The sequence below is a fragment of the Bacteroides sp. B1-V-101 genome (assembly GCF_023656585.1).
Taxonomy (GTDB): Bacteria; Bacteroidota; Bacteroidia; order Bacteroidales; family Bacteroidaceae; genus Bacteroides; species Bacteroides thetaiotaomicron.
Window position 1 is genome coordinate 21,197 of record NZ_JAMOKH010000009.1, and the last position, 22,343, is coordinate 43,539.

14 protein-coding genes are annotated in these 22,343 nt (G+C 45.5%); 10 read left to right on the forward strand and 4 right to left on the reverse strand.

Features of this window, described 5'->3' with window-relative positions:
* Positions 1 to 3: 3 nt before the first annotated feature.
* From carA to glmS, 3 genes are read right to left on the reverse strand one after another with little or no spacing between them, the layout of a single operon-like run.
* The gene (gene carA, locus NBH01_RS08860; RefSeq protein ID WP_117981671.1) at positions 4 to 1,170 is read right to left on the reverse strand and encodes a glutamine-hydrolyzing carbamoyl-phosphate synthase small subunit; all 1,167 of its coding nucleotides are present in this window, start codon (positions 1,168 to 1,170) and stop codon (positions 4 to 6) included.
* Between the two features lie 27 nt (positions 1,171 to 1,197).
* Positions 1,198 to 3,081, reverse strand: a complete 1,884-nt coding sequence (locus tag NBH01_RS08865; RefSeq protein ID WP_225680482.1) for an amidophosphoribosyltransferase — start codon at positions 3,079 to 3,081, stop codon at positions 1,198 to 1,200.
* Between the two features lie 38 nt (positions 3,082 to 3,119).
* On the reverse strand, positions 3,120 to 4,964 hold the full coding sequence (gene glmS, locus NBH01_RS08870; RefSeq protein WP_217315376.1) for a glutamine--fructose-6-phosphate transaminase (isomerizing): 1,845 nt from the start codon (positions 4,962 to 4,964) through the stop codon (positions 3,120 to 3,122).
* A gap of 362 nt (positions 4,965 to 5,326) precedes the next feature.
* On the opposite strand from glmS, the gene gltB reads away from it, so the two are divergent.
* The 4 genes from gltB to NBH01_RS08890 all read left to right on the forward strand — a co-directional run bounded on the left by gltB (position 5,327) and on the right by NBH01_RS08890 (position 14,252).
* On the forward strand, positions 5,327 to 9,937 hold the full coding sequence (gene gltB, locus NBH01_RS08875) for a glutamate synthase large subunit (RefSeq protein ID WP_234141132.1): 4,611 nt from the start codon (positions 5,327 to 5,329) through the stop codon (positions 9,935 to 9,937).
* Positions 9,938 to 10,065: 128 nt separating this feature from the next.
* Positions 10,066 to 11,406, forward strand: coding sequence for a glutamate synthase subunit beta (locus NBH01_RS08880; protein ID WP_225694133.1), 1,341 nt, complete (start codon positions 10,066 to 10,068; stop codon positions 11,404 to 11,406).
* Positions 11,407 to 11,612: 206 nt separating this feature from the next.
* The gene (asnB, locus tag NBH01_RS08885) at positions 11,613 to 13,292 is read left to right on the forward strand and encodes an asparagine synthase B (protein ID WP_225680703.1); all 1,680 of its coding nucleotides are present in this window, start codon (positions 11,613 to 11,615) and stop codon (positions 13,290 to 13,292) included.
* A 222-nt stretch (positions 13,293 to 13,514) separates the two neighbouring features.
* Positions 13,515 to 14,252: a glycerophosphodiester phosphodiesterase gene (locus NBH01_RS08890; protein ID WP_016267309.1), complete on the forward strand. Its 738-nt coding sequence runs from the start codon at positions 13,515 to 13,517 to the stop codon at positions 14,250 to 14,252.
* Between the two features lie 124 nt (positions 14,253 to 14,376).
* Here NBH01_RS08890 and NBH01_RS08895 read toward each other — a convergent pair whose 3' ends face one another.
* Complete coding sequence (locus NBH01_RS08895) at positions 14,377 to 14,673, reverse strand: thioredoxin family protein (RefSeq protein WP_225680705.1); 297 nt, start codon at positions 14,671 to 14,673, stop codon at positions 14,377 to 14,379.
* Positions 14,674 to 15,082: 409 nt separating this feature from the next.
* Here NBH01_RS08895 and dapF point away from each other — a divergent pair, with 409 nt between their 5' ends.
* The 6 genes from dapF (at position 15,083) to NBH01_RS08925 (ending at position 22,291) form a co-directional block, all read left to right on the forward strand.
* Positions 15,083 to 15,886 carry a diaminopimelate epimerase gene (gene dapF, locus NBH01_RS08900; protein ID WP_225680707.1) on the forward strand — a complete coding sequence of 268 codons (804 nt, stop codon included), beginning with the start codon at positions 15,083 to 15,085 and terminating at the stop codon, positions 15,884 to 15,886.
* A 64-nt stretch (positions 15,887 to 15,950) separates the two neighbouring features.
* Complete coding sequence (locus NBH01_RS08905) at positions 15,951 to 17,183, forward strand: LL-diaminopimelate aminotransferase (RefSeq protein WP_022471454.1); 1,233 nt, start codon at positions 15,951 to 15,953, stop codon at positions 17,181 to 17,183.
* A gap of 74 nt (positions 17,184 to 17,257) precedes the next feature.
* The gene (locus NBH01_RS08910) at positions 17,258 to 17,983 is read left to right on the forward strand and encodes a hypothetical protein (protein WP_022471455.1); all 726 of its coding nucleotides are present in this window, start codon (positions 17,258 to 17,260) and stop codon (positions 17,981 to 17,983) included.
* A 152-nt stretch (positions 17,984 to 18,135) separates the two neighbouring features.
* The gene (locus tag NBH01_RS08915; protein WP_008763126.1) at positions 18,136 to 18,492 is read left to right on the forward strand and encodes a P-II family nitrogen regulator; all 357 of its coding nucleotides are present in this window, start codon (positions 18,136 to 18,138) and stop codon (positions 18,490 to 18,492) included.
* Positions 18,493 to 18,588: 96 nt separating this feature from the next.
* Positions 18,589 to 20,046, forward strand: coding sequence for an ammonium transporter (locus tag NBH01_RS08920; protein WP_022471456.1), 1,458 nt, complete (start codon positions 18,589 to 18,591; stop codon positions 20,044 to 20,046).
* A 55-nt stretch (positions 20,047 to 20,101) separates the two neighbouring features.
* Positions 20,102 to 22,291 carry a glutamine synthetase III family protein gene (locus tag NBH01_RS08925; protein WP_008765057.1) on the forward strand — a complete coding sequence of 730 codons (2,190 nt, stop codon included), beginning with the start codon at positions 20,102 to 20,104 and terminating at the stop codon, positions 22,289 to 22,291.
* Positions 22,292 to 22,343 lie beyond the last annotated feature (52 nt).

Consider the following 22,343-nt stretch of genomic DNA (forward strand, 5'->3'; position numbering starts at 1 on the left):
CGGTTATTTAAGCAGGTTTACAAATTCATCGAACAGGAATTCCGTATCCGTAGGACCACTTGCAGCTTCGGGATGGAACTGTGCAGAGAACCAAGGATTTTTCTTGTGTTTGATTCCTTCGTTAGAACCATCATTCATATTGATAAACAGCGGTTCCCAATCCGATCCCAGCGTATTATTGTCTACCGCATAACCATGATTCTGCGAAGTAATAAAACAACGTTCCGTACCCACCATGCGTACCGGCTGGTTGTGGCTACGGTGTCCATATTTAAGTTTGTAAATCTTTGCCCCTCCGGCTTTCGAGAGCAACTGGTTGCCCATGCAGATTCCAAAGATGGGAAGTTTCTCGTTCGCCATCGCCTTGCGGATATTCTGTACAGCTGCGTCGCAGGTATCCGGGTCACCCGGTCCGTTGGAGATAAACAGCCCGTCAAATTCGAGTCCGTTAAAATCATAATCCCAAGGTACACGGATCACTTCTACACCACGCTTCAACAAGCAACGGATAATATTGGTCTTTACACCGCAATCCACCAAAACAACCTTCTTTAATTGACAATTGACAGTTGACAATTGACAATTAAGCTGCGCGACGGACATGGTTAATGGAAAAGAACGGGATGTTCCATCGGGAAGATAGGAGATTATTTCTTTGCAGGAAACACGGTCTACGTAATTCACGGCAGCGTAATTGTCCATTGTCAATTGTCCATTGTCAATTTCTTCGACAATTTCATTGTCGAAGACGATGCGTCCCATCATGACTCCGTGTTCACGAAGTATTTTGGTCAGCTCACGCGTATCGATGCCTGTGATGCCCGGTACTTTCTCACGTTTCAGCCAGTCGCCGAGGCTTTCCACTGCGTTCCAGTGGCTGTACTCAGAAGAGTAGTCACTTACGATGATCGCTTCGGCATGAATCTTTTCACTTTCCATGAAAGTAGCAAGTCCGTTGGGTTCGATGGTAAAAGGAGGAACTCCGTAGTTACCCACCAAAGGATAGGTAAGAGTCATCAACTGTCCGGCGTAGGAAGGGTCAGTAAGGCTCTCCGGATATCCGGTCATGGCGGTGTTGAAAACTACTTCGCCCGCCACCGGCTTCTCGTAGCCAAACGACTTACCGGAAAACCGGCTCCCGTCGTCAAGGATTAATGTCACATTTCTCATTCTTATTTTTGAATCGTTGTATGGTTGTTAGAATTGATACATCTGCTCAATGTAGTTGATGAATGCCTGATTCACCATTTTCACACCACCCGGCGTGGGATAGTTTCCACTGAAGTACCAGTCTCCCTGATGGTTCGGACAGGCTTCATGGAGTCCTTCCAGCGGTTGGTAGACGATTTCCACTTTCGCTTTCGTTCCCTTCGGTGTCAGGAGTTCTACCATCTTGGCAGATATTTCTTCATCCGTGAACGGTGCATAGATATCTTTCACGTAATTCACCATTTGTTCTTTCGGCAATCCTACCTGCTCTTTCGATTTCCGGTAGGCGGCGGCAATCACATCCTTCATATCCCGCTCTTTCAGGAGTTCGATGGCTGCTTTGAAAGCGATAAATTCGCTCATCTTCGCCATATCGATGCCGTAATAGTCCGGATAACGGACTTGTGGAGAAGAAGATACAATCACGATCTTCTTCGGACCAAGACGGTCGAGGATACCAATGATACTTTGCTTCAAAGTAGTACCACGCACAATGCTATCGTCGATAATCACGAGATTGTCGACACCGGAAACCAGACTTCCGTATGTGATGTCATATACGTGGGCAGCCAGGTCATTCCGGCTGTTTCCTTCGGCAATGAATGTACGGAGCTTAATATCTTTGATGGCAACTTTTTCACTGCGGATACGGCGGGAAAGAATGCCCTCCAGCTCTTCCATATTGGGATGATGCCCCAAGGCCGCAATCTGCCGTACTTTCTCTTCATTCAGATAGTCATCCAGCCCTTGCAGCATTCCGTAGAAGGCAACTTCGGCCGTATTCGGGATAAAGGAAAATACAGTATGGTCCAAGTCGTTATTAATGGCTTTCAGAATATTCGGAACCAGTTTTTCTCCCAGAAGTTTCCGCTCCTTATAGATATCTACATCGCTGCCACGGGAGAAGTAGATACGTTCGAACGAGCAGGCGTGCCGCTCGCGGGGCTTGTTGATTTGTGAAGTCCGCAGTCTGCCTTCTTTGCTGATCAGCAATGCCTGCCCGGGGTGCAGTTCCTTGATTTTTTCTACGGGAACATTCAAAGCAGTCTGAATCACCGGACGCTCGGAAGCCAGTACGGCTATTTCATCATCCTGATACCAGAAAGCGGGACGAATACCCCACGGATCACGGATAGCAAAAGATTCGCCACTTCCGGTGAGGCCGCAGATCACATATCCCCCATCCCACTCACGGCTGGAAGTACGCAATACGTTGGCCAGTTCGATATGTTCTTCTATATAATGGGTGACTCCCATCCCTGTCAGTCCTTCGGCTTCGGCAAGGTTGAAGAGGCGTTCCACTTCACGGTCAAGACGATGTCCCACCTGTTCCAACATGATATAGGTATCGGCATACTTACGTGGATGCTGACCGATAGCGGTGATGCGGGCAAAAATTTCGTCTACATTCGTCATATTGAAGTTTCCGCAGAGAGCCAGATTTTTGGCACGCCAGTTGTTTCTTCTTAAAAACGGATGTACGTACGAGATTCCGGATTTTCCGGTAGTAGAATAACGCAGATGCCCCATATATACTTCACCCGCAAAGGGTAAAGTACGTTTGGCAAATGCCGCATCATGCAACTGTTCGGGAGTGAGGTCCTTGAAGTTACTCTGTACAGCTTCGAAGATTTCGGTGATGGCACCGGAACCTAACGCGCGTTCGCGAAACATATATTCCTCACCCGGATTTGCTTCCAGCTTCACGCATGCCAGTCCTGCCCCTTCCTGCCCCCGGTTATGCTGTTTCTCCATCAACAGATAGAGCTTGTTGAGGCCGTACATCCATGTTCCGTACTTTTTCTCGTAATACTCCAGGGGTTTGAGCAGGCGTATCATGGCAACGCCACATTCATGTTTCAATTGTTCCATTAATCTATCTCTTACTATTTGACTATTTACATTTTAAACTACTCGACTGTTACCGACTTAGCCAAATTTCTAGGTTGGTCTACATCCATTCCCTTACATACCGCAATATGATAGGCAAGCAATTGGAGAGGTACCGTAGTAATTAACGGATCAAGGCACTCGATTGTTTCCGGAAGTTCGATACTGCAATCGGCTACTTTACTGATCACCGTATCGCCCTTGGTTACAAATGCAATCACCTTTCCTTTTCGTGCCTTGATTTCCTGAATATTGCTAAGTACTTTCTCATACAGCCCGTTTTGGGTAGCAATGACTACTACCGGCATTTCGGCATCAATCAGGGCTATCGGTCCGTGCTTCATTTCGGCAGCCGGATAACCTTCGGCGTGAATATACGATATTTCTTTCAATTTCAATGCACCTTCCAAAGCAACCGGATAACTATATCCGCGTCCGAGGTAAATAAAGTTATGCGCATAGGTGAAAGTTTTCGACAGTTCCGCCAGCTTACCATTCAGTTTCAATACTTCCTTCATTTTGCCGGGAATGCTATTCAATTCCCGTACAATGTTCAGGTATTGTGTCTCGTCTATCGTACCTTTCTCCCGGGCGAGAGTCAATGCCAACATGGTCAGCACAGTCACCTGTCCGGTAAATGCTTTGGTCGATGCCACTCCGATTTCCGGTCCGACGTGGATGTACGACCCCGTATGCGTAGCGCGGGGGATGGAGGAACCAATCGCATTACAGATACCATATATAAATGCACCCCGACTTTTTGCCAGTTCCACTGCCGCCAGCGTATCCGCCGTTTCTCCACTTTGAGAAATGGCAATCACCACATCGTGCTCATCGATCACCGGATCACGGTAACGAAATTCGGAGGCATACTCCACTTCTACCGGAATACGGCAGAAACTTTCAATCAGATGCTTTCCGATCAATCCCGCATGCCACGAAGTACCGCAAGCCACAATAATAAAGCGTTTGGCGTTCAGCAACTTTTCTTTATAGTCTATTACTGCCGAAAGCACCACGTTATTGGCTTCCACATTGATACGTCCACGCATACAATCGTGAATACAGTCCGGCTGCTCAAAAATCTCCTTCAACATGAAATGCGGATAACCGCCTTTTTCCAGCTGACCAAGCTTCAATTCTACTTTTTTCACTTCGGGAGTCATCTCCACATTGCTGAGATCGACTACCTTCAATTCTTTTCCCCGATTGATCACCGCTATCTCACCATCTTCGAGATACACCACCTTATCTGTATATTCTACAATCGGTGTGGCATCCGAAGCAAGGAAAAACTCATCTTCACCAATACCTACCACCAGCGGACTGCTTTTTCGGGCCGCAATGATTTCTTCCGGATGTTCTTTATCAAGAATCGCAATCGCATAAGCACCAATCACTTCATTCAAAGCCAACTGAACGGCAGTAAGCAGATCGACCCGATTGGTAACTTTCATATATTCGATTAATTGCACGAGCACCTCGGTATCGGTACTACTTTTAAAGACGTAGCCTTTGGCTTGGAGTTTTTCTTTGAGAACGGCGTAATTTTCAATGATACCGTTATGAATGAGAGCGAGTTTTTCGGAAGAAGAGTAATGAGGATGAGCATTAACGGAACAAGGTTCCCCGTGAGTAGCCCAACGGGTATGGGCAATTCCGACTGTACCGGAAATATCTTTTTGTGTGACGAAATTTTCAAGTTCGGAGACTTTCCCTTTCGTCTTGTACACATTTAACTGTTGGTTATCACTGATCAATGCTACCCCTGCACTGTCATATCCACGATACTCCAGTCGCTTCAGCCCTTTAATAAGGATGGGGTAGGCTTTTCTTTTACCAATATAGCCTACTATTCCACACATATTATGATATTTTTATTTCGGGTGCAAATATACACATTCAAAATGACACAAAGATAACTTTTTCAATATTTATTTGACATAAGCACATAAAAAAGTTGCAAACACATCAAAACGTTAAATAATATATTATTTTAAGCTCAAAAAGAAACAAATTACAATCAAAACAAAATAAAACCGGACAGACTGATAAATTATAAGCAAATCAGAGCATTTTGATTACAAATTAAAAGAATAAAGAAAGGGGTTCTTATTTTGTGTCACACAAAATAAACAATATACTATCATTATGAAATTAAATTCCTAACTTTGCCGAACAATTTGATACATCAAATAGGTATTATCATACAATAAAGCTAGAAAGAATGAAGAAACAAGAACTTTTTAACAACGCAACAGGAAAATTCCCCTACCAACGACAGCCCGGACAAATGGGCTTGTATGACGCGGCATACGAACACGATGCCTGCGGGGTTGGTATGCTGGTGAACATTCACGGAGAAAAGTCACATGACATTGTTGAGTCGGCTTTAAAGGTATTAGAGAATATGCGTCACCGTGGCGCTGAGGGAGCGGATAACAAAACCGGCGACGGTGCAGGTATTATGTTACAGATTCCGCATGAGTTTATTTTACTGCAAGGCATTCCCGTACCCGAAAAGGGACGGTACGGTACCGGTCTGCTTTTCCTGCCAAAAAACGAGAAAGATCAGGCAGCTATTTTTAGTATCATTATTGAAGAAATAGAAAAAGAGGGACTTACATTGATGCATCTGCGCAATGTACCCACCTGTCCGGAAATTCTAGGTGAAGCGGCTCTGGCTAACGAACCGGATATCAAGCAGGTCTTTATTACCGGTTTTACGGAAACGGAAACCGCCGACCGCAAACTGTATCTGATTCGCAAACGGATAGAGAATAAAGTCAGATTGTCAGCTATTCCGACGAGAAACGATTTTTATGTCGTTTCGCTCTCGACCAAAAGTATTATATATAAAGGTATGCTCTCGTCATTGCAGCTACGCAACTACTATCCTGATCTGACGAATAGTTACTTCACCAGCGGACTGGCTCTGGTACACTCCCGTTTCAGCACCAACACTTTTCCGACATGGGGACTGGCACAACCTTTCCGCCTGCTGGCGCACAATGGTGAGATCAATACCATTCGTGGCAACCGCGGATGGATGGAAGCCCGTGAAAGCGTACTCTCCACTCCTATACTGGGAGAGATCAAAGAAATACGCCCGATCATACAGCCGGGCATGAGCGACAGTGCTTCTCTGGACAATGTGCTGGAGTTTCTGGTCATGTCAGGATTAAGTCTGCCTCATGCAATGGCCATGCTCGTACCGGAATCTTTCAACGAGAAGAATCCGATCAGTGAAGACCTGAAAGCATTCTATGAATACCACTCTATCCTGATGGAGCCTTGGGACGGACCGGCAGCCTTGCTTTTCAGCGACGGACGATTTGCAGGTGGTATGCTCGACCGCAACGGTCTGCGCCCTACCCGCTACCTGATCACCAAAAACGATATGATGGTAGTGGCATCCGAAGTGGGCGTAATGGACTTTGAGCCGGGAGATATCAAGGAAAAAGGCCGCCTGCAACCGGGCAAGATTCTATTGATCGATACAGAGAAAGGAGAAATCTACTATGACGGCGAATTGAAGAAACAACTGGCCGAAGCGAAGCCTTACCGTACATGGCTATCGACTAACCGTATCGAACTGGATGAACTGAAAAGCGGTCGTAAAGTGCCTCATCACGTAGAAAACTACGACCGGATGCTCCGTACTTTCGGCTATTCAAAAGAAGATATCGAACGACTGATTATGCCGATGGCGAGCGCGGGTGCCGAACCCATCCACTCTATGGGTAATGACACGCCGCTGGCTGTACTTTCCGATAAGCCACAGCTACTCTACAACTATTTCCGCCAGCAATTCGCACAGGTTACGAATCCGCCGATCGACCCGCTACGCGAAGAACTGGTAATGTCTTTGACGGAATATATCGGAGCGGTAGGCATGAATATCCTGACTCCCAGCGAGAGTCATTGTAAAATGGTGCGTCTGAACCATCCGATTCTAAGCAATACACAACTGGATATTCTTTGCAATATCCGCTACAAAGGCTTTAAGACTGTAAAATTACCGATGCTGTTTGAAGTATCCAAGGGGAAAGCCGGATTACAGGAATCACTGAACAACCTTTGCAAAATGGCGGAGGAATCAGTTACGGACGGAGTAAACTACATTGTACTGACCGACCGTGACGTGGATGCAACTCATGCCGTTATCCCTTCATTGCTGGCAGTAAGTGCCGTGCATCACCATCTGATATCTGTCGGCAAACGTGTGCAGACGGCATTGATTGTAGAGAGCGGAGAAATGCGCGAAGTAATGCACGCCGCTTTACTACTCGGTTTTGGAGCCAGTGCACTGAATCCGTATATGGCATTTGCCATCCTCGACAAGCTGGTAAAAGAGAAAGATATTCAACTGGACTATGCTACCGCTGAGAAAAACTACATCAAATCTATCTGCAAAGGTCTGTTCAAGATCATGAGTAAGATGGGTATTTCCACTATCCGCTCTTATCGCGGTGCAAAGATTTTCGAAGCTGTCGGACTCAGCGAAGAGTTGAGCAAGGCTTATTTCGGCGGACTCGGTTCACCCATCGGAGGTATCCGCCTGGAGGAAGTGGCAAGAGACGCAATCGCTTTCCACGATGAAGGAGCTGAGGGAATGGATAATGGAGAATTGAAAATGGAAAATGAAGCACCGCACGGCAACTCTCAATTTTCAACTTTCAATTTTCCATTATTAAAGAACAACGGACTGTATGCCTTCCGAAAGGACGGAGAGAAACATGCGTGGAACCCGGAAACCATCAGTACATTGCAACTTGCCACCCGCTTGGGCAGCTACAAGAAATTCAAAGAGTTCACTCATTTGGTAGACAATAAGGAGAAACCTATTTTCCTGCGTGACTTCTTAGGATTCCGTCGCAATCCTATATCCATCGAACAGGTAGAACCGATAGAGAATATTCTCCGTCGTTTTGTGACGGGTGCCATGTCTTTCGGATCTATCAGCAAGGAAGCTCATGAAGCAATGGCGATTGCCATGAATACCATTCACGGACGCAGCAACACGGGTGAAGGTGGCGAAGATGCTTCCCGTTTCCACCCGCTGCCGGACGGAACTTCCATGCGAAGTGCCATCAAACAGGTAGCTTCCGGACGCTTCGGGGTCACCGCCGAATATCTGGTGAATGCCGATGAGATACAAATAAAAATAGCGCAGGGAGCTAAACCGGGGGAAGGCGGACAGCTTCCGGGATTCAAAGTGAACGACGTCATAGCTAAAACACGCCATTCCATTCCGGGAATCTCGCTGATCTCTCCTCCTCCCCATCATGATATTTATTCGATTGAGGATTTGGCGCAATTGATATTTGACTTGAAAAACGTTAATCCACAAGCCAAAATCAGTGTCAAACTGGTAGCAGAAAGTGGCGTAGGTACCATTGCCGCAGGCGTGGCAAAAGCAAAAGCGGATTTGATTGTCATCTCCGGTGCCGAGGGTGGTACGGGAGCCTCTCCCGCTTCATCCATCCGTTACGCCGGTATTTCTCCGGAACTGGGACTGAGCGAGACACAGCAGACCTTGGTTCTGAACGGTCTGCGGGGACAAGTCGTCCTGCAAGCCGACGGCCAACTGAAAACCGGACGCGACATTATCTTAATGGCATTAATGGGCGCCGAAGAATATGGTTTCGCCACTTCCGCCCTGATCGTGCTGGGATGTGTGATGATGCGCAAATGTCACCAGAATACTTGTCCGGTAGGAGTAGCCACGCAGAATGAGGAATTACGCAAACGCTTTCACGGGCGCAGCGAGTATCTTATCAACTTTTTCACCTTCCTGGCACAGGAAGTCCGTGAATATCTGGCGGAAATGGGATTCACCAAGATGGATGATATTATCGGACGCACGGACTTGATTGAACGCAAATCCGACGAAAACGACCCGAATCCGAAGCACGCTCTGATTGACTTCACCAAGCTACTGGCACGTGTGGACAACAGTGCAGCCATCCGCCACGTCATCGATCAGGATCATGGTATTTCTACAGTGAAGGATGTGGCAATCATTGATGCTGCCCAAGAAGCAATAGAACACGAAAAAGAAGTTTCATTGGAATACACAATTGCCAATACGGACCGTGCGACAGGTGCCATGCTCTCCGGTGTCATTGCCAAAAAACACGGAGAAAAGGGATTGCCGGAACATACCTTGAATGTGAAATTCAAAGGTTCTGCGGGACAGTCATTCGGTGCCTTCCTCGTACCAGGAGTCAATTTCAAATTGGAAGGTGAAGCGAATGATTATCTGGGTAAAGGATTGAGTGGCGGGCGCATTGCCGTATTACCTCCTATCCGCAGCAACTTCGAAGCCGAAAAGAACACGATTGCAGGCAATACCCTGCTCTATGGTGCAACCAGCGGTGAAGTTTATATCAATGGCCGCGTAGGCGAACGTTTTGCCGTGCGCAACTCAGGAGCTGTTGCCGTAGTGGAAGGTGTAGGCGACCACTGTTGCGAATATATGACCGGAGGCCGTGTAGTGGTTCTGGGGCAAACCGGACGAAATTTTGCCGCCGGTATGAGTGGCGGTGTGGCTTACGTATGGAACAAAGAAGGCAATTTTGACTACTTCTGCAACATGGAAATGGTTGAACTATCACTGATCGAAGAAGCCGGTTACCGCAAAGAACTGCACGAACTGATTCGTCAGCACTACCTGTACACCGGTTCGAAACTGGCACGTACCATGCTCGATGACTGGAACCATTACATCGATCAGTTTATCCAGATAGTACCTATCGAATACAAAAAAGTACTACAGGAAGAGCAGATGAGAAAGTTACAGCAAAAAATAGCAGATATGCAAAGAGATTATTAATTCAAGTATTAGGTATTAAGTATTAGGTATTAACCGTAGCTTCAAACATCCTTAATCCATATAGTTAATATTTATTGCTTAATACTTAATACCTATTACCTAATACTTACCACTTATTACTTAACAAGATGGGAGATCCTAAAGCTTTTTTAAATATACCTCGGCAAGAGGCGGGATACCGCCCCGTTAGCGAGCGCATCACTGACTATAGTCAGGTAGAACAGACATTGAATACGAACAGCCGCAAATTACAGGCATCACGATGTATGGATTGCGGAGTACCTTTTTGCCACTGGGCCTGTCCGATAGGCAATAAACAGCCGGAATGGCAGGACGCTTTATTCAAAGGAAAATGGAAAGAAGCGTATGAAGTGCTGTCATCCACTTGCGACTTTCCGGAATTTACAGGACGCATCTGCCCTGCCCTCTGTGAGAAGTCCTGTGTACTGAAACTATCCTGTGACCAGCCGGTGACTATCCGTGAAAATGAAGCTGCTATTGTAGAAGCTGCCTTCCGCGAAGGATATATACAGGTGCAGCATCCCAAAAGGAACGGCAAAAAAGTAGCAGTTGTCGGTGCCGGTCCGGCCGGATTGGTAGTTGCCAACCAGCTGAATCTCAAAGGATACACCGTAACGTTATTTGATAAAGATGAAGCTGCCGGAGGATTATTACGCTTCGGTATCCCAAACTTCAAACTGGACAAAAACGTAATCGACCGCCGCATGAAAATACTTGCCGCAGAAGGTATTCAGTTTGAAATGGGAGTAGAAATAGACGTTAACCATTTGCCAGAAGGATTCGATGCATATTGCATTTGCACGGGTACACCGACTGCCCGTGATTTAAGTATTCCGGGACGGGAGTTGAAAGGAATCCATTTCGCACTGGAAATGCTGGCGCAACAGAACAGGATTCTGGAAGGACAAACTTTCCCCAAAGACAAACTGGTGAATGCCAAAGGCAAAAAAGTACTTGTGATCGGCGGTGGAGACACCGGTTCGGACTGCATCGGAACCAGTGTACGACAGGGAGCAACCAGCGTCACGCAAATTGAAATTATGCCCAAACCTCCCGTTGGTCACAATCCCTCTACGCCCTGGCCGCAATGGCCGGTAGTTTTCAAAACAACCTCCAGCCATGAAGAAGGTTGTACACGCCGCTGGTGCCTGACTTCCAATCAGTTTTTGGGTAAGAACGGTAAAGTAACCGGCGTCGAGGTGGAAGAAGTAGAATGGACACCGGCAACAGATGGCGAACGTCCGACCATGAACCTCACAGGGAAGAAAGAAGTAATCGAAGCAGATATGGTGTTGCTGGCCATGGGGTTCCTGAAACCGGAACAACCGAAATTTGCAGAAAACGTATTCCTTGCCGGAGATGCAGCTACCGGAGCAAGCCTCGTAGTACGGGCGATGGCAGGAGGACGAAAGGCTGCTGCGGACATAGATCACTATTTGGTGAAGTAACCCTTACAGCAAGGAACGCCATGAAGTTTATAGACTATTATTTATTCGTTTGACCTAGGTTGAACGAAACAACAACCTAGGTTGAACTAAAAGATGACCCAGGTCAAACGAAAGGAAAAGCCAGGGAAAACGAATAAATAGTAACGAACCGACTTTTTAAAAACAGAGAATCAACAAATTATATTAACTCCCAAATACTCAAAGTTATGTGTGGAATAGCAGGTATACTCAACATAAAAACTCAAACCAAAGAGCTAAGAGACAAAGCACTGAAAATGGCACAGAAAATCCGTCATCGCGGACCGGACTGGAGCGGTATCTACGTAGGTGGAAGCGCCATTCTGGCACACGAACGCCTCTCGATAGTTGACCCGCAAAGCGGAGGGCAGCCCTTATACTCCCCCGACCGGAAACAAGCGCTCGCCGTGAACGGTGAAATCTACAATCATCGGGATATACGCGCCCGCTATGCCGGACAATATGATTTTCAGACCGGAAGCGACTGTGAAGTGATTCTTGCCCTTTATAAAGATAAAGGTATCCACTTTCTGGAAGAGATCAGCGGAATTTTCGCCTTTGTACTTTATGATGAAAAAAAAGACGAGTTCCTCATTGCCCGTGATCCTATCGGAGTCATACCTTTATATATAGGAAAAGACAAGGATGGCAAAATCTACTTCGGCAGTGAACTGAAAGCACTCGAAGGATTCTGTGATGAGTACGAACCATTTCTTCCGGGACATTACTTTTACAGTAAAGAAGGCAAAATGAAGCGTTGGTACACACGTGAATGGACAAACTATGAGGCTGTAAAAGACAATGATGCCAAAGTCAGTGATGTAAAAGAAGCATTGGAAGATGCCGTTCATCGCCAGCTGATGAGTGACGTTCCCTATGGAGTACTTCTTTCAGGTGGTCTGGACAGTTCCGTGATTTCAGCTATCGCCAAAAAATATGCAGCAAAACGTATTGAAACAGATGGAGCAAGTGACGCTTGGTGGCCTCAACTTCATTCTTTTGCCATCGGCCTGAAAGGGGCGCCCGATTTGATAAAGGCACGTGAAGTAGCAGAATATATCGGTACGGTTCATCATGAAATCAATTATACGGTTCAGGAAGGGCTGGATGCTATCCGGGATGTTATCTATTTTATCGAGACCTATGATGTGACTACGGTACGCGCCTCCACTCCCATGTATTTACTGGCACGTGTCATCAAATCCATGGGGATCAAAATGGTATTGAGCGGTGAAGGTGCCGATGAAGTTTTCGGCGGTTACCTTTACTTTCACAAAGCTCCTACTCCGAAGGATTTCCATGAGGAAACAGTACGCAAGTTATCAAAGCTGCATATGTACGATTGCCTTCGTGCCAATAAGAGTTTATCAGCCTGGGGTGTAGAGGGACGTGTCCCATTTCTGGACAAGGAATTTCTGGATGTAGCGATGGCGTTGAATCCCAAAGCTAAGATGTGCCCCGGAAAGGAGATTGAAAAACGAATTGTACGTGAAGCTTTTGCCGATATATTACCGGAAAGCGTGGTATGGAGACAAAAAGAGCAGTTCAGTGATGGTGTAGGATATTCGTGGATTGACACCTTAAAAGAGATTACAGCGGCTGCCGTCAGTGATGAACAGATGGAACACGCTGCCGAACGTTTCCCGATTAACACTCCGCAAAATAAGGAAGAATATTACTACCGGAGTATCTTTGAAGAGCATTTTCCAAGTGAAAGCGCAGCTCGCAGCGTACCAAGTGTACCAAGTGTGGCCTGCTCTACAGCAGAAGCGCTGGCATGGGATGTAGCTTTCCGTAACCTGAATGAACCAAGCGGCAGAGCAGTGAGAGGAGTGCATGAAGAAGCCTATGCCGAAGAGGTAAAATAAATTTGTTGAAAAATTTTAGATGTCTGAAATAAACTCATATCTTTGAATATATATTCATCAGTTTGTAAAGTCAGGAATAAAAAGTATAGACTTCTATCATAAAAAGCTGTCAATTAACGCAGATTAGCATAATAACAGGCTGATCTGTGTTTTATTTTTTATAATTTTGGACTCATAAACTTTTTAAATGTACTATCAATGAAGATAAAAAGAATTATTCTAATGGTTGCTCTTATCATTTCAGTAGCTAGTGTCCAGGCGCAAAAGTCACAAGTTATCGCTCATCGTGGCTATTGGAAAACAGCAGGTTCTGCGCAAAATAGTATCACAGCACTTCAAAAAGCCGATTCTATCCATTGCTATGGCTCCGAATTTGATGTATGGCTTACCAAAGACAATAAACTGGTTATCAATCATGACCCTGTCTATAAGATGAAATATATGGAGTATTCCAAAGGTGATGCTCTTACAGGATTGAAACTGTCGAACGGAGAGAACCTGCCCAGCCTGGAACAGTATCTGGAAGCCGGTAAAAAATGCAATACCAAACTTATACTGGAACTAAAAGCACTTAACAGCAAAAAACGTGAAACGAAAGCCGTACAGGAAATTCTTGCCCTGGTAACAAAGATGGGACTGGAAAACCGTATGGAATATATCACTTTCTCACTGCACGCCATGAAAGAGTTTATCCGCCTGGCACCTGCCGGAACTCCGGTATTCTATCTCAACGGCGAGCTATCTCCCAAAGAACTGAAAGACCTCGGTGCAGCCGGCCTCGACTATCATATGGGAGTAATCAAAAAACATCCCGAATGGATCAAAGAAGCCCATGATCTTGGACTGAAAGTCAATGTATGGACTGTAGATAAAGCAGAAGACATGAAGTGGCTGATAGACCAAAAGGTGGATTTCATTACGACCAACGAGCCGACTGTGGCACAGGAAATACTAAAATAGTTACTCCCTGAAAATGTAAAAAGCCGACAGAGGCTTTTTGCAAATATTCGATAGATACAAGAAGCACCATTATACATATTTATTTGCTGTATAATGGTGCTTCTTACATAAAATTCAAATGGACTTATTTGAAATCTTCCAATACCTCTTTCAACTCTCCGATGGTCAACTCTCCTACCTGCCTCCACAACTCATGTCCTTTATGCAACAGAAGGAACGCAGGCACCGTATCTATATTATGAGAATCGGCTACAGTTTTATTTTCCTCGATATTCACGTTAATCAATTCAATGACTCTCCGTTCATAAGTACGGAGCACAGGTCCTATCCATTCGTAATGAGGTGACCAGTCGGCATAAAACACAACCAATACCAAATGACCGCTCTGCGCCGCAACTTCCAATTGTTTCTCTATATCCATATTGCTACATTATTATATTTATTAGTGACTAAACAATGCTATAACAAAAAGGTTCTGCAAAACTGCAAACAAGCAATATGATATATAAAACAGAAAATCACTAGCATATCGACCTATTATAAAAGAGAAAATTCGCATTTTAGATCGAATACAAGGGCTGATTTACCCCAAATATTCTTCATATATTATGGAAGGATATGCAAAACAAACAAGCTAAATAACAGTTTATTAATATAAAGGTGTGTATAATTTCAATTTATAACGAAACATGGCTTTATATCCTACGATTGTAAGATCGCATAAAATAAATAGAGATTAGACATCTTTTTATCAAAAGATAAATCAAAAAGTCATATCTTTGCATTGTAATAAAACAAAAGGATACAACAACCAATTAATAAAGAACAAAATGACAACCAAGATTAAGTTCACAAAAATGCATGGAGCAGGTAATGACTACATATATGTAGATACTACCCGATATCCGATAGCAGACCCTGAAAAGAAAGCAATCGAATGGAGCAAGTTTCATACGGGAATTGGAAGTGACGGACTTATATTGATTGGCAGTTCTGACAAAGCAGATTTCAGTATGCGTATATTTAATGCAGATGGTTCGGAAGCAATGATGTGTGGCAATGGAAGCCGTTGTGTAGGCAAGTATGTATACGAATACGGATTAACTGCCAAAAAGGAAATCACACTTGACACCCGTTCGGGCATTAAGGTTTTGAAATTACATGTAGAAGGAGGAAAGGTAACGGCAGTCACTGTAGATATGGGTAGTCCTCTGGAAACGGAAGCGGTAGATTTCGGCGATCAATTTCCTTTTCAGTCTACCCGGGTATCAATGGGAAACCCGCATCTGGTAACTTTTGTAGAAGATATCACCCAAATCAATCTGCCGGAAATTGGTCCGCAGTTAGAAAATTATCATCTCTTTCCGGACAGGACAAATGTAGAGTTTGCTCAGATTGTTGGTAAAGACACCATTCGAATGAGAGTTTGGGAAAGAGGTTCAGGAATCACTCAGGCCTGCGGAACAGGTGCTTGTGCCACGGCTGTAGCCGCTGTTCTCAACGGATTGGCAGGAAGAAAATGTGATATAATAATGGACGGGGGAACCGTCACCATCGAATGGGAAGAAGCGACGGGACACATATTGATGACAGGACCGGCAACTAAAGTTTTTGATGGGGAGATGGAGGGATAGGTAATAGGTAATAAGTAACAGGTAATAGGTAACAGGTTTTGCAGAAACTTAAAACAATAACAATATGGCATTAGTAAACGAACATTTTTTGAAATTACCGGGGAGCTATTTGTTCTCGGATATAGCGAAGAAGGTAAATACATTCAAAATAACGCATCCGAAGCAGGATATTATCCGGTTAGGTATCGGAGATGTCACCCAGCCGCTTCCCAAAGCATGTATCGAGGCTATGCACAAAGCAGTGGAAGAGTTAGCTAGTAAAGATACGTTTCGCGGATATGGTCCTGAGCAAGGGTACGATTTTCTGATTGAAGCTATTATAAAGAATGATTTCGCCCCACGTGGCATTCATTTCTCACCATCAGAAATATTCGTCAGCGACGGAGCAAAAAGTGATACCGGAAATATCGGCGATATCCTTCGCCACGACAATAGTGTCGGTGTAACAGACCCTATTTATCCGGTATATATTGACAGTAACGTCATGTGCGGACGTGCCGGAGTGCTGGAAGAAGGAACAGGCAAATGGAGCAATGTGACTTATATGCCTTGTACAAGTGAGAATGACTTCATTCCGGAGATTCCCGACAAACGGATAGACATTGTTTACCTCTGCTACCCGAACAACCCGACAGGGACGACACTGACCAAACCGGAACTAAAAAAGTGGGTAGACTATGCATTGGCAAATGATACACTGATTTTGTTCGATGCCGCATACGAAGCCTATATTCAGGATGCGGATGTCCCCCACTCCATATACGAAATCAAAGGAGCCAAGAAATGTGCTATTGAGTTCCGCAGTTTCTCAAAGACAGCCGGTTTCACCGGAGTACGTTGCGGATATACCGTAGTCCCGAAAGAACTGACAGCTGCCACACTGGAAGGCGACCGGATTCCACTCAACAAATTATGGAACCGCCGCCAGTGCACTAAATTCAACGGTACTTCGTACATCACACAACGTGCAGCGGAAGCCGTCTACAGTGCAGAAGGCAAAGCACAGATTAAAGAAACGATTAACTATTATATGACCAATGCGAAGATCATGAAGGAAGGACTGGAAGCTACCGGATTGAAAGTATACGGAGGAGTCAATGCTCCCTACTTATGGGTGAAAACCCCGAACGGACTCTCTTCCTGGCGATTCTTCGAACAGATGTTGTATGAAGCCAATGTAGTAGGAACCCCCGGTGTAGGTTTCGGCCCCAGCGGTGAGGGATATATCCGACTGACAGCATTCGGCAATCACAACGATTGTATGGAAGCAATGAGAAGAATAAAGAACTGGCTTTGATAGTATTTTGCGCGCTACTATATAACACTGGACCGTACATCCACATTTTTCTAACTATTAAAGGTAAAAAGACGATGAAAACGACGATTAACAAAAAATTGAGGGGCATAGCAGTAGCGTTATTACTGATCGGACTTGTGCCATCCGGTATGATGGCACAGGATAAAGTAGAAGCCTCCGTAGGAGCAGATTTGGTAAGTGGTTATATCTGGCGTGGTCAGGATTTAGGCGGAGTCAGCATCCAGCCTTCACTAGGAATCTCTTACAAAGGACTTTCACTCGGAGCATGGGGATCGGTAGGGTTTGAGTCATCGGATACTAAAGAGTTCGATTTGACTCTCGGTTATTCAACCGGTGGTTTCAGCATCTCGGTAACGGATTACTGGTTCAACACTCAGGTACCTACCAACAAGTATTTCAAATATGGCGCTCATTCAACCGCTCATGTATTTGAGGCACAGGTAGGATATGATTTTGGTCCGCTGGCAGTCAACTGGTACACGAACTTTGCAGGTGCCGACGGAGTTAAAGAAAATGGGAAAAGGGCTTATTCTTCCTACCTCGCACTTAGTGCACCGTTCAGCCTTGGAGGACTTGACTGGACAGTAGATGTAGGAATGGTACCTTGGGAGACGACTTTTTATAATGGATACACAAGTGGGTTCTGCGTTTCCGACATCAGTCTCGGAGCTGTCAAGGAGATCAGGGTTACTGATTCATTCTCGGTTCCCGCATTTGCCAAAGTATCAGTAAATCCACGTACGGAAGGCGCTTACTTCACATTCGGATTAAGTTTTTAAGAGAGAGAGAGTTTATATAGTCAAAGAGCGTATAGGGAACAGGAAGGTAGTTAGAGTTTAGATTTTATCGGTTTGTTGTATGGTAACCTGCGATGGCTGCCACCTCCCCTATACCTCTTCTTTTTACAGGTCAACACTAATATTTAAGGTATATGAAAAAGATTGAAGCTATCATCCGTAAAACCAAATTCGAGGACGTGAAAGACGCCCTGCTCGAAGCGGACATTGAATGGTTCTCTTACTACGATGTAAGAGGGATCGGTAAAGCACGGCAAGGACGTATCTATCGTGGAGTGGTATATGATACCAGCACTATCGAACGTATTCTGGTTTCTATTGTAGTACGCGACAAAAATGCAGAAAAGACCGTACAGGCTATCATCAAAGCCGCACAAACCGGAGAGATCGGTGACGGACGCATTTTCGTCATTCCTATCGAGGACGCCATCCGCATCCGCACCGCCGAACGTGGCGACATCGCTCTCTATAACGCCGAACAGGAACGATAACCAACACCCGGCAATCGGCAACCGGCAAGGTGCCGGGGCCAGATTTCCTTTCGGATGATAATATAATAAAAACAGGTATTAAATAAGATAATCATTATGGATAAAACATATAAGAGACACAGCTTCACAAAGCTGTGGATAGCCACTGCTATGTTCATTTTCTGCTGTTTCGCAACCAGTGCTTTTGCACAGGAAGCAGTTGATGCAGATACTTTTATGACAGCTACGGAGACAATTACTGAAGTCAGAACTACACCTGAAATTGCTGAAGCCGCCACTGCTTCCGCCGAAACAACTCCCGATACAATCGGGGAACTGGCATTAGGATTGAATACAGTCTGGATGCTGCTTGCGGCAATGCTCGTATTCTTTATGCAGCCGGGGTTTGCATTGGTTGAGGCGGGTTTTACCAGAGTCAAGAATACTGCCAACATTTTGATGAAGAACTTCGTGGATTTCATGTTCGGTTCCTTGCTCTACTGGTTCATCGGTTTCGGTCTGATGTTTGGCGCAGGAGGTTTCATCGGAATGCCACATTTCTTTGATCTGTCATTCCTCGACAGTGATTTACCCAAAGAAGGATTTCTGGTTTTTCAGACAGTATTTTGCGCAACGGCAGCCACGATTGTATCGGGAGCGATGGCGGAACGCACCAAGTTCTCCATGTATCTGGTCTATACCATCTTTATCAGCGTACTGATTTACCCGATTTCCGGTCACTGGACATGGGGCGGCGGCTGGCTGATGAACGGAGAAGAAGGTTCGTTCATGATGAATCTTTTCGGAACGACGTTCCATGACTTTGCCGGTTCAACGATTGTCCACTCCGTTGGTGGTTGGATTGCTTTGGTAGGCGCTGCTATTCTTGGTCCCCGTATCGGTAAATATGGCAAAGACGGTAAGTCAAGAGCTATTCCGGGACACAATCTGACGGTTGCCGCACTGGGTGTATTTATCCTTTGGTTCGGATGGTTCGGATTCAATCCCGGATCACAGTTGGCAGCAAGTACCGAAGCGGATGCAATGGCTATCTCACATGTATTTCTGACAACAAATCTGGCGGCTTGTGCCGGTGGTTTCTTTGCACTGGCGGTGAGCTGGATGAAATATGGCAAACCGTCTTTATCACTGACACTGAATGGTGTTTTGGCAGGTTTGGTAGGTATCACAGCCGGATGTGACGCTGTAGCTCCCTCAGGAGCGGTATTAATCGGTGCCATTTGTGGTGTAGTCATGATATTTGCAGTCGACTTTATTGACAAGGTATTGAAGATTGACGATCCTGTCGGTGCTTCTTCCGTACACGGGGTTTGTGGTTTCTTGGGAACAGTGCTCACAGGATTGTTTTCTACCAGTGAGGGGGTGTTCTACGGACATGGAGCCGGCTTTTTGGGTGCCCAGCTTTTCGGTGCGGTTGTTGTCGGAGTCTGGGCGGCAGGTATGGGATTCATTATCTTCAAAGTACTCGACAAGATTCACGGACTTCGCGTTCCGGCACGTGTCGAAGAAGAAGGTCTCGACATCTACGAACACGGGGAATCTGCTTACAACTAAGCTAAAAAAGAAAATTTCACTCTAACATATTTAACAACAAATCAAATTAGGTATTATGTCAAAACTAAGATTCAGAGTCGTAGAGACAGCTTTCAAGAAGAAAGCAGTTGAAGTAGCAACACCTGCCGAACGCCCTTCGGAATACTTCGGTAAGTATGTGTTCAACAAGGAAAAGATGTTCAAGTACCTTCCAAGCAAGGTATACAACGCACTGATTGACGCTATTGACAATGGTGCCCCGCTAGACCGCAGCATCGCCGATGAAGTAGCTGCCGGAATGAAGAAATGGGCTGTCGAAATGGGTGTCACTCATTATACTCACTGGTTTGCACCGCTCACCGAAGGTACGGCAGAAAAGCATGACGCTTTCGTCGAACATGACGGCAAAGGAGGCATGATGGAAGAGTTCACAGGCAAGCTGCTGGTACAGCAGGAACCGGATGCTTCTTCTTTCCCGAACGGCGGTATCCGTAATACTTTCGAAGCACGCGGATATAGCGCATGGGACCCATCATCACCCGCATTTATCGTAGATGATACGCTTTGCATCCCGACTGTATTTATCGCATATACAGGTGAAGCCCTTGATTATAAAGCACCGTTACTGAAAGCTCTGCGTGCCGTAGATAAAGCCGCAACCGCCGTCTGCCACTATTTCAATCCTGAGGTAAAGAAGGTCGTTGCCTATCTGGGATGGGAACAGGAATACTTTCTGGTAGATGAAGGTTTGTATGCCGCACGTCCGGACTTACTTATGACAGGACGCACATTGATGGGACATGACAGTGCCAAGAACCAGCAGTTGGAAGACCACTATTTCGGTGCCATCCCTACCCGTGTGGCCGCATTTATGAAAGACCTTGAAATTGAAGCGTTGAAACTGGGTATTCCTGTAAAGACCCGTCATAACGAGGTAGCTCCGAATCAATTCGAATTAGCTCCTATCTTCGAAGAATGTAACCTGGCAAATGACCATAACCTACTGATCATGTCGTTGATGCGTAAAGTCAGCCGCCGTCACGGTTTCCGTGTATTGCTTCATGAAAAGCCGTTCAAGGGTGTCAACGGTTCCGGCAAGCACAATAACTGGTCACTGGGAACGGATACAGGTATCCTGTTGATGGGACCGGGCAAGACGCCGGAAGATAACCTGCGCTTTGTCACATTTGTAGTGAATACGCTGATGGCAGTTTACCGTCACAACGGATTACTGAAAGCTTCTATTTCCAGCGCTACCAACGCTCATCGCCTGGGAGCCAATGAAGCACCTCCCGCTATCATTTCTTCTTTCCTCGGCAAACAGTTGTCACAGGTATTGGATCATATTGAGAACAGTACCAAAGACGATCTGATCAACCTTAGCGGAAAACAGGGAATGAAGCTGGATATTCCCCAAATCCCCGAATTGCTGATTGATAATACAGACCGCAACCGCACCTCTCCTTTCGCTTTCACCGGAAACCGGTTTGAGTTCCGTGCCGTAGGCTCTGAGGCCAACTGTGCAAGTGCCATGATTGCATTAAACGCTGCCGTAGCAGAACAGCTGATGAAATTCAAAAAGGATGTAGACGCTCTGATCGAAAAGGGAGAACCGAAAGTTTCCGCTATCCTTGAAGTAATTCGCGGATATATCAAAGAATGTAAGGCTATCCACTTCGATGGCAACGGTTACAGCGACGAATGGAAAGTAGAAGCCGCCCGTCGAGGTCTGGACTGTGAAACAAGTGTTCCCGTTATCTTCGACAACTATCTGAAACCGGAGACAATTGCTATGTTCGAAGCAATCGGTGTGATGACGAAAAAGGAACTGGAAGCCCGCAACGAAGTAAAATGGGAAACTTACACGAAAAAGATTCAGATTGAAGCCCGCGTATTAGGCGACCTGGCAATGAACCACATTATTCCGGTCGCTACTCAATATCAGACGGATCTGATTAATAATGTCTATAAAATGCAGTCCTTATTTCCGGCAGATAAAGCAGCCAGACTATCTGCCAAGAATCTGGAACTGATCGAAGAAATCGCCGACCGCACCGCCTTCATCAAAGAACACGTAGATGCAATGATTGAAGCACGAAAAGTGGCGAACAAGATCGAAAGCGAACGCGAAAAAGCGATCGCTTACCACGATACAATCGTTCCGGCACTGGAAGAGATTCGTTACCACATTGACAAGCTGGAACTGATCGTAGACAACCAGATGTGGACACTGCCGAAATACAGAGAACTGTTGTTTGTAAGATAAAAAAGAAATGCTGAATGGAGAATATCTTCATTCAGCATTAAGATAGAAATTA

What these genes read in the sequence shown, in the direction of transcription:
- NBH01_RS08910 (WP_022471455.1), top strand. Translation starts at nt 17,258, where the DNA reads ATGAAAACGACGATTAACAAAAAATTGAGGGGCATAGCAGTAGCGTTA.
- asnB (WP_225680703.1), top strand. Translation starts at nt 11,613, where the DNA reads ATGTGTGGAATAGCAGGTATACTCAACATAAAAACTCAAACCAAAGAG.
- NBH01_RS08915 (WP_008763126.1), top strand. Translation starts at nt 18,136, where the DNA reads ATGAAAAAGATTGAAGCTATCATCCGTAAAACCAAATTCGAGGACGTG.
- dapF (WP_225680707.1), top strand. Translation starts at nt 15,083, where the DNA reads ATGACAACCAAGATTAAGTTCACAAAAATGCATGGAGCAGGTAATGAC.
- NBH01_RS08890 (WP_016267309.1), top strand. Translation starts at nt 13,515, where the DNA reads ATGGTTGCTCTTATCATTTCAGTAGCTAGTGTCCAGGCGCAAAAGTCA.
- NBH01_RS08880 (WP_225694133.1), top strand. Translation starts at nt 10,066, where the DNA reads ATGGGAGATCCTAAAGCTTTTTTAAATATACCTCGGCAAGAGGCGGGA.
- NBH01_RS08920 (WP_022471456.1), top strand. Translation starts at nt 18,589, where the DNA reads ATGGATAAAACATATAAGAGACACAGCTTCACAAAGCTGTGGATAGCC.
- NBH01_RS08925 (WP_008765057.1), top strand. Translation starts at nt 20,102, where the DNA reads ATGTCAAAACTAAGATTCAGAGTCGTAGAGACAGCTTTCAAGAAGAAA.
- carA (WP_117981671.1), bottom strand. Translation starts at nt 1,170, where the DNA reads ATGAGAAATGTGACATTAATCCTTGACGACGGGAGCCGGTTTTCCGGT.
- glmS (WP_217315376.1), bottom strand. Translation starts at nt 4,964, where the DNA reads ATGTGTGGAATAGTAGGCTATATTGGTAAAAGAAAAGCCTACCCCATC.
- gltB (WP_234141132.1), top strand. Translation starts at nt 5,327, where the DNA reads ATGAAGAAACAAGAACTTTTTAACAACGCAACAGGAAAATTCCCCTAC.
- NBH01_RS08895 (WP_225680705.1), bottom strand. Translation starts at nt 14,673, where the DNA reads ATGGATATAGAGAAACAATTGGAAGTTGCGGCGCAGAGCGGTCATTTG.
- NBH01_RS08865 (WP_225680482.1), bottom strand. Translation starts at nt 3,081, where the DNA reads ATGGAACAATTGAAACATGAATGTGGCGTTGCCATGATACGCCTGCTC.
- NBH01_RS08905 (WP_022471454.1), top strand. Translation starts at nt 15,951, where the DNA reads ATGGCATTAGTAAACGAACATTTTTTGAAATTACCGGGGAGCTATTTG.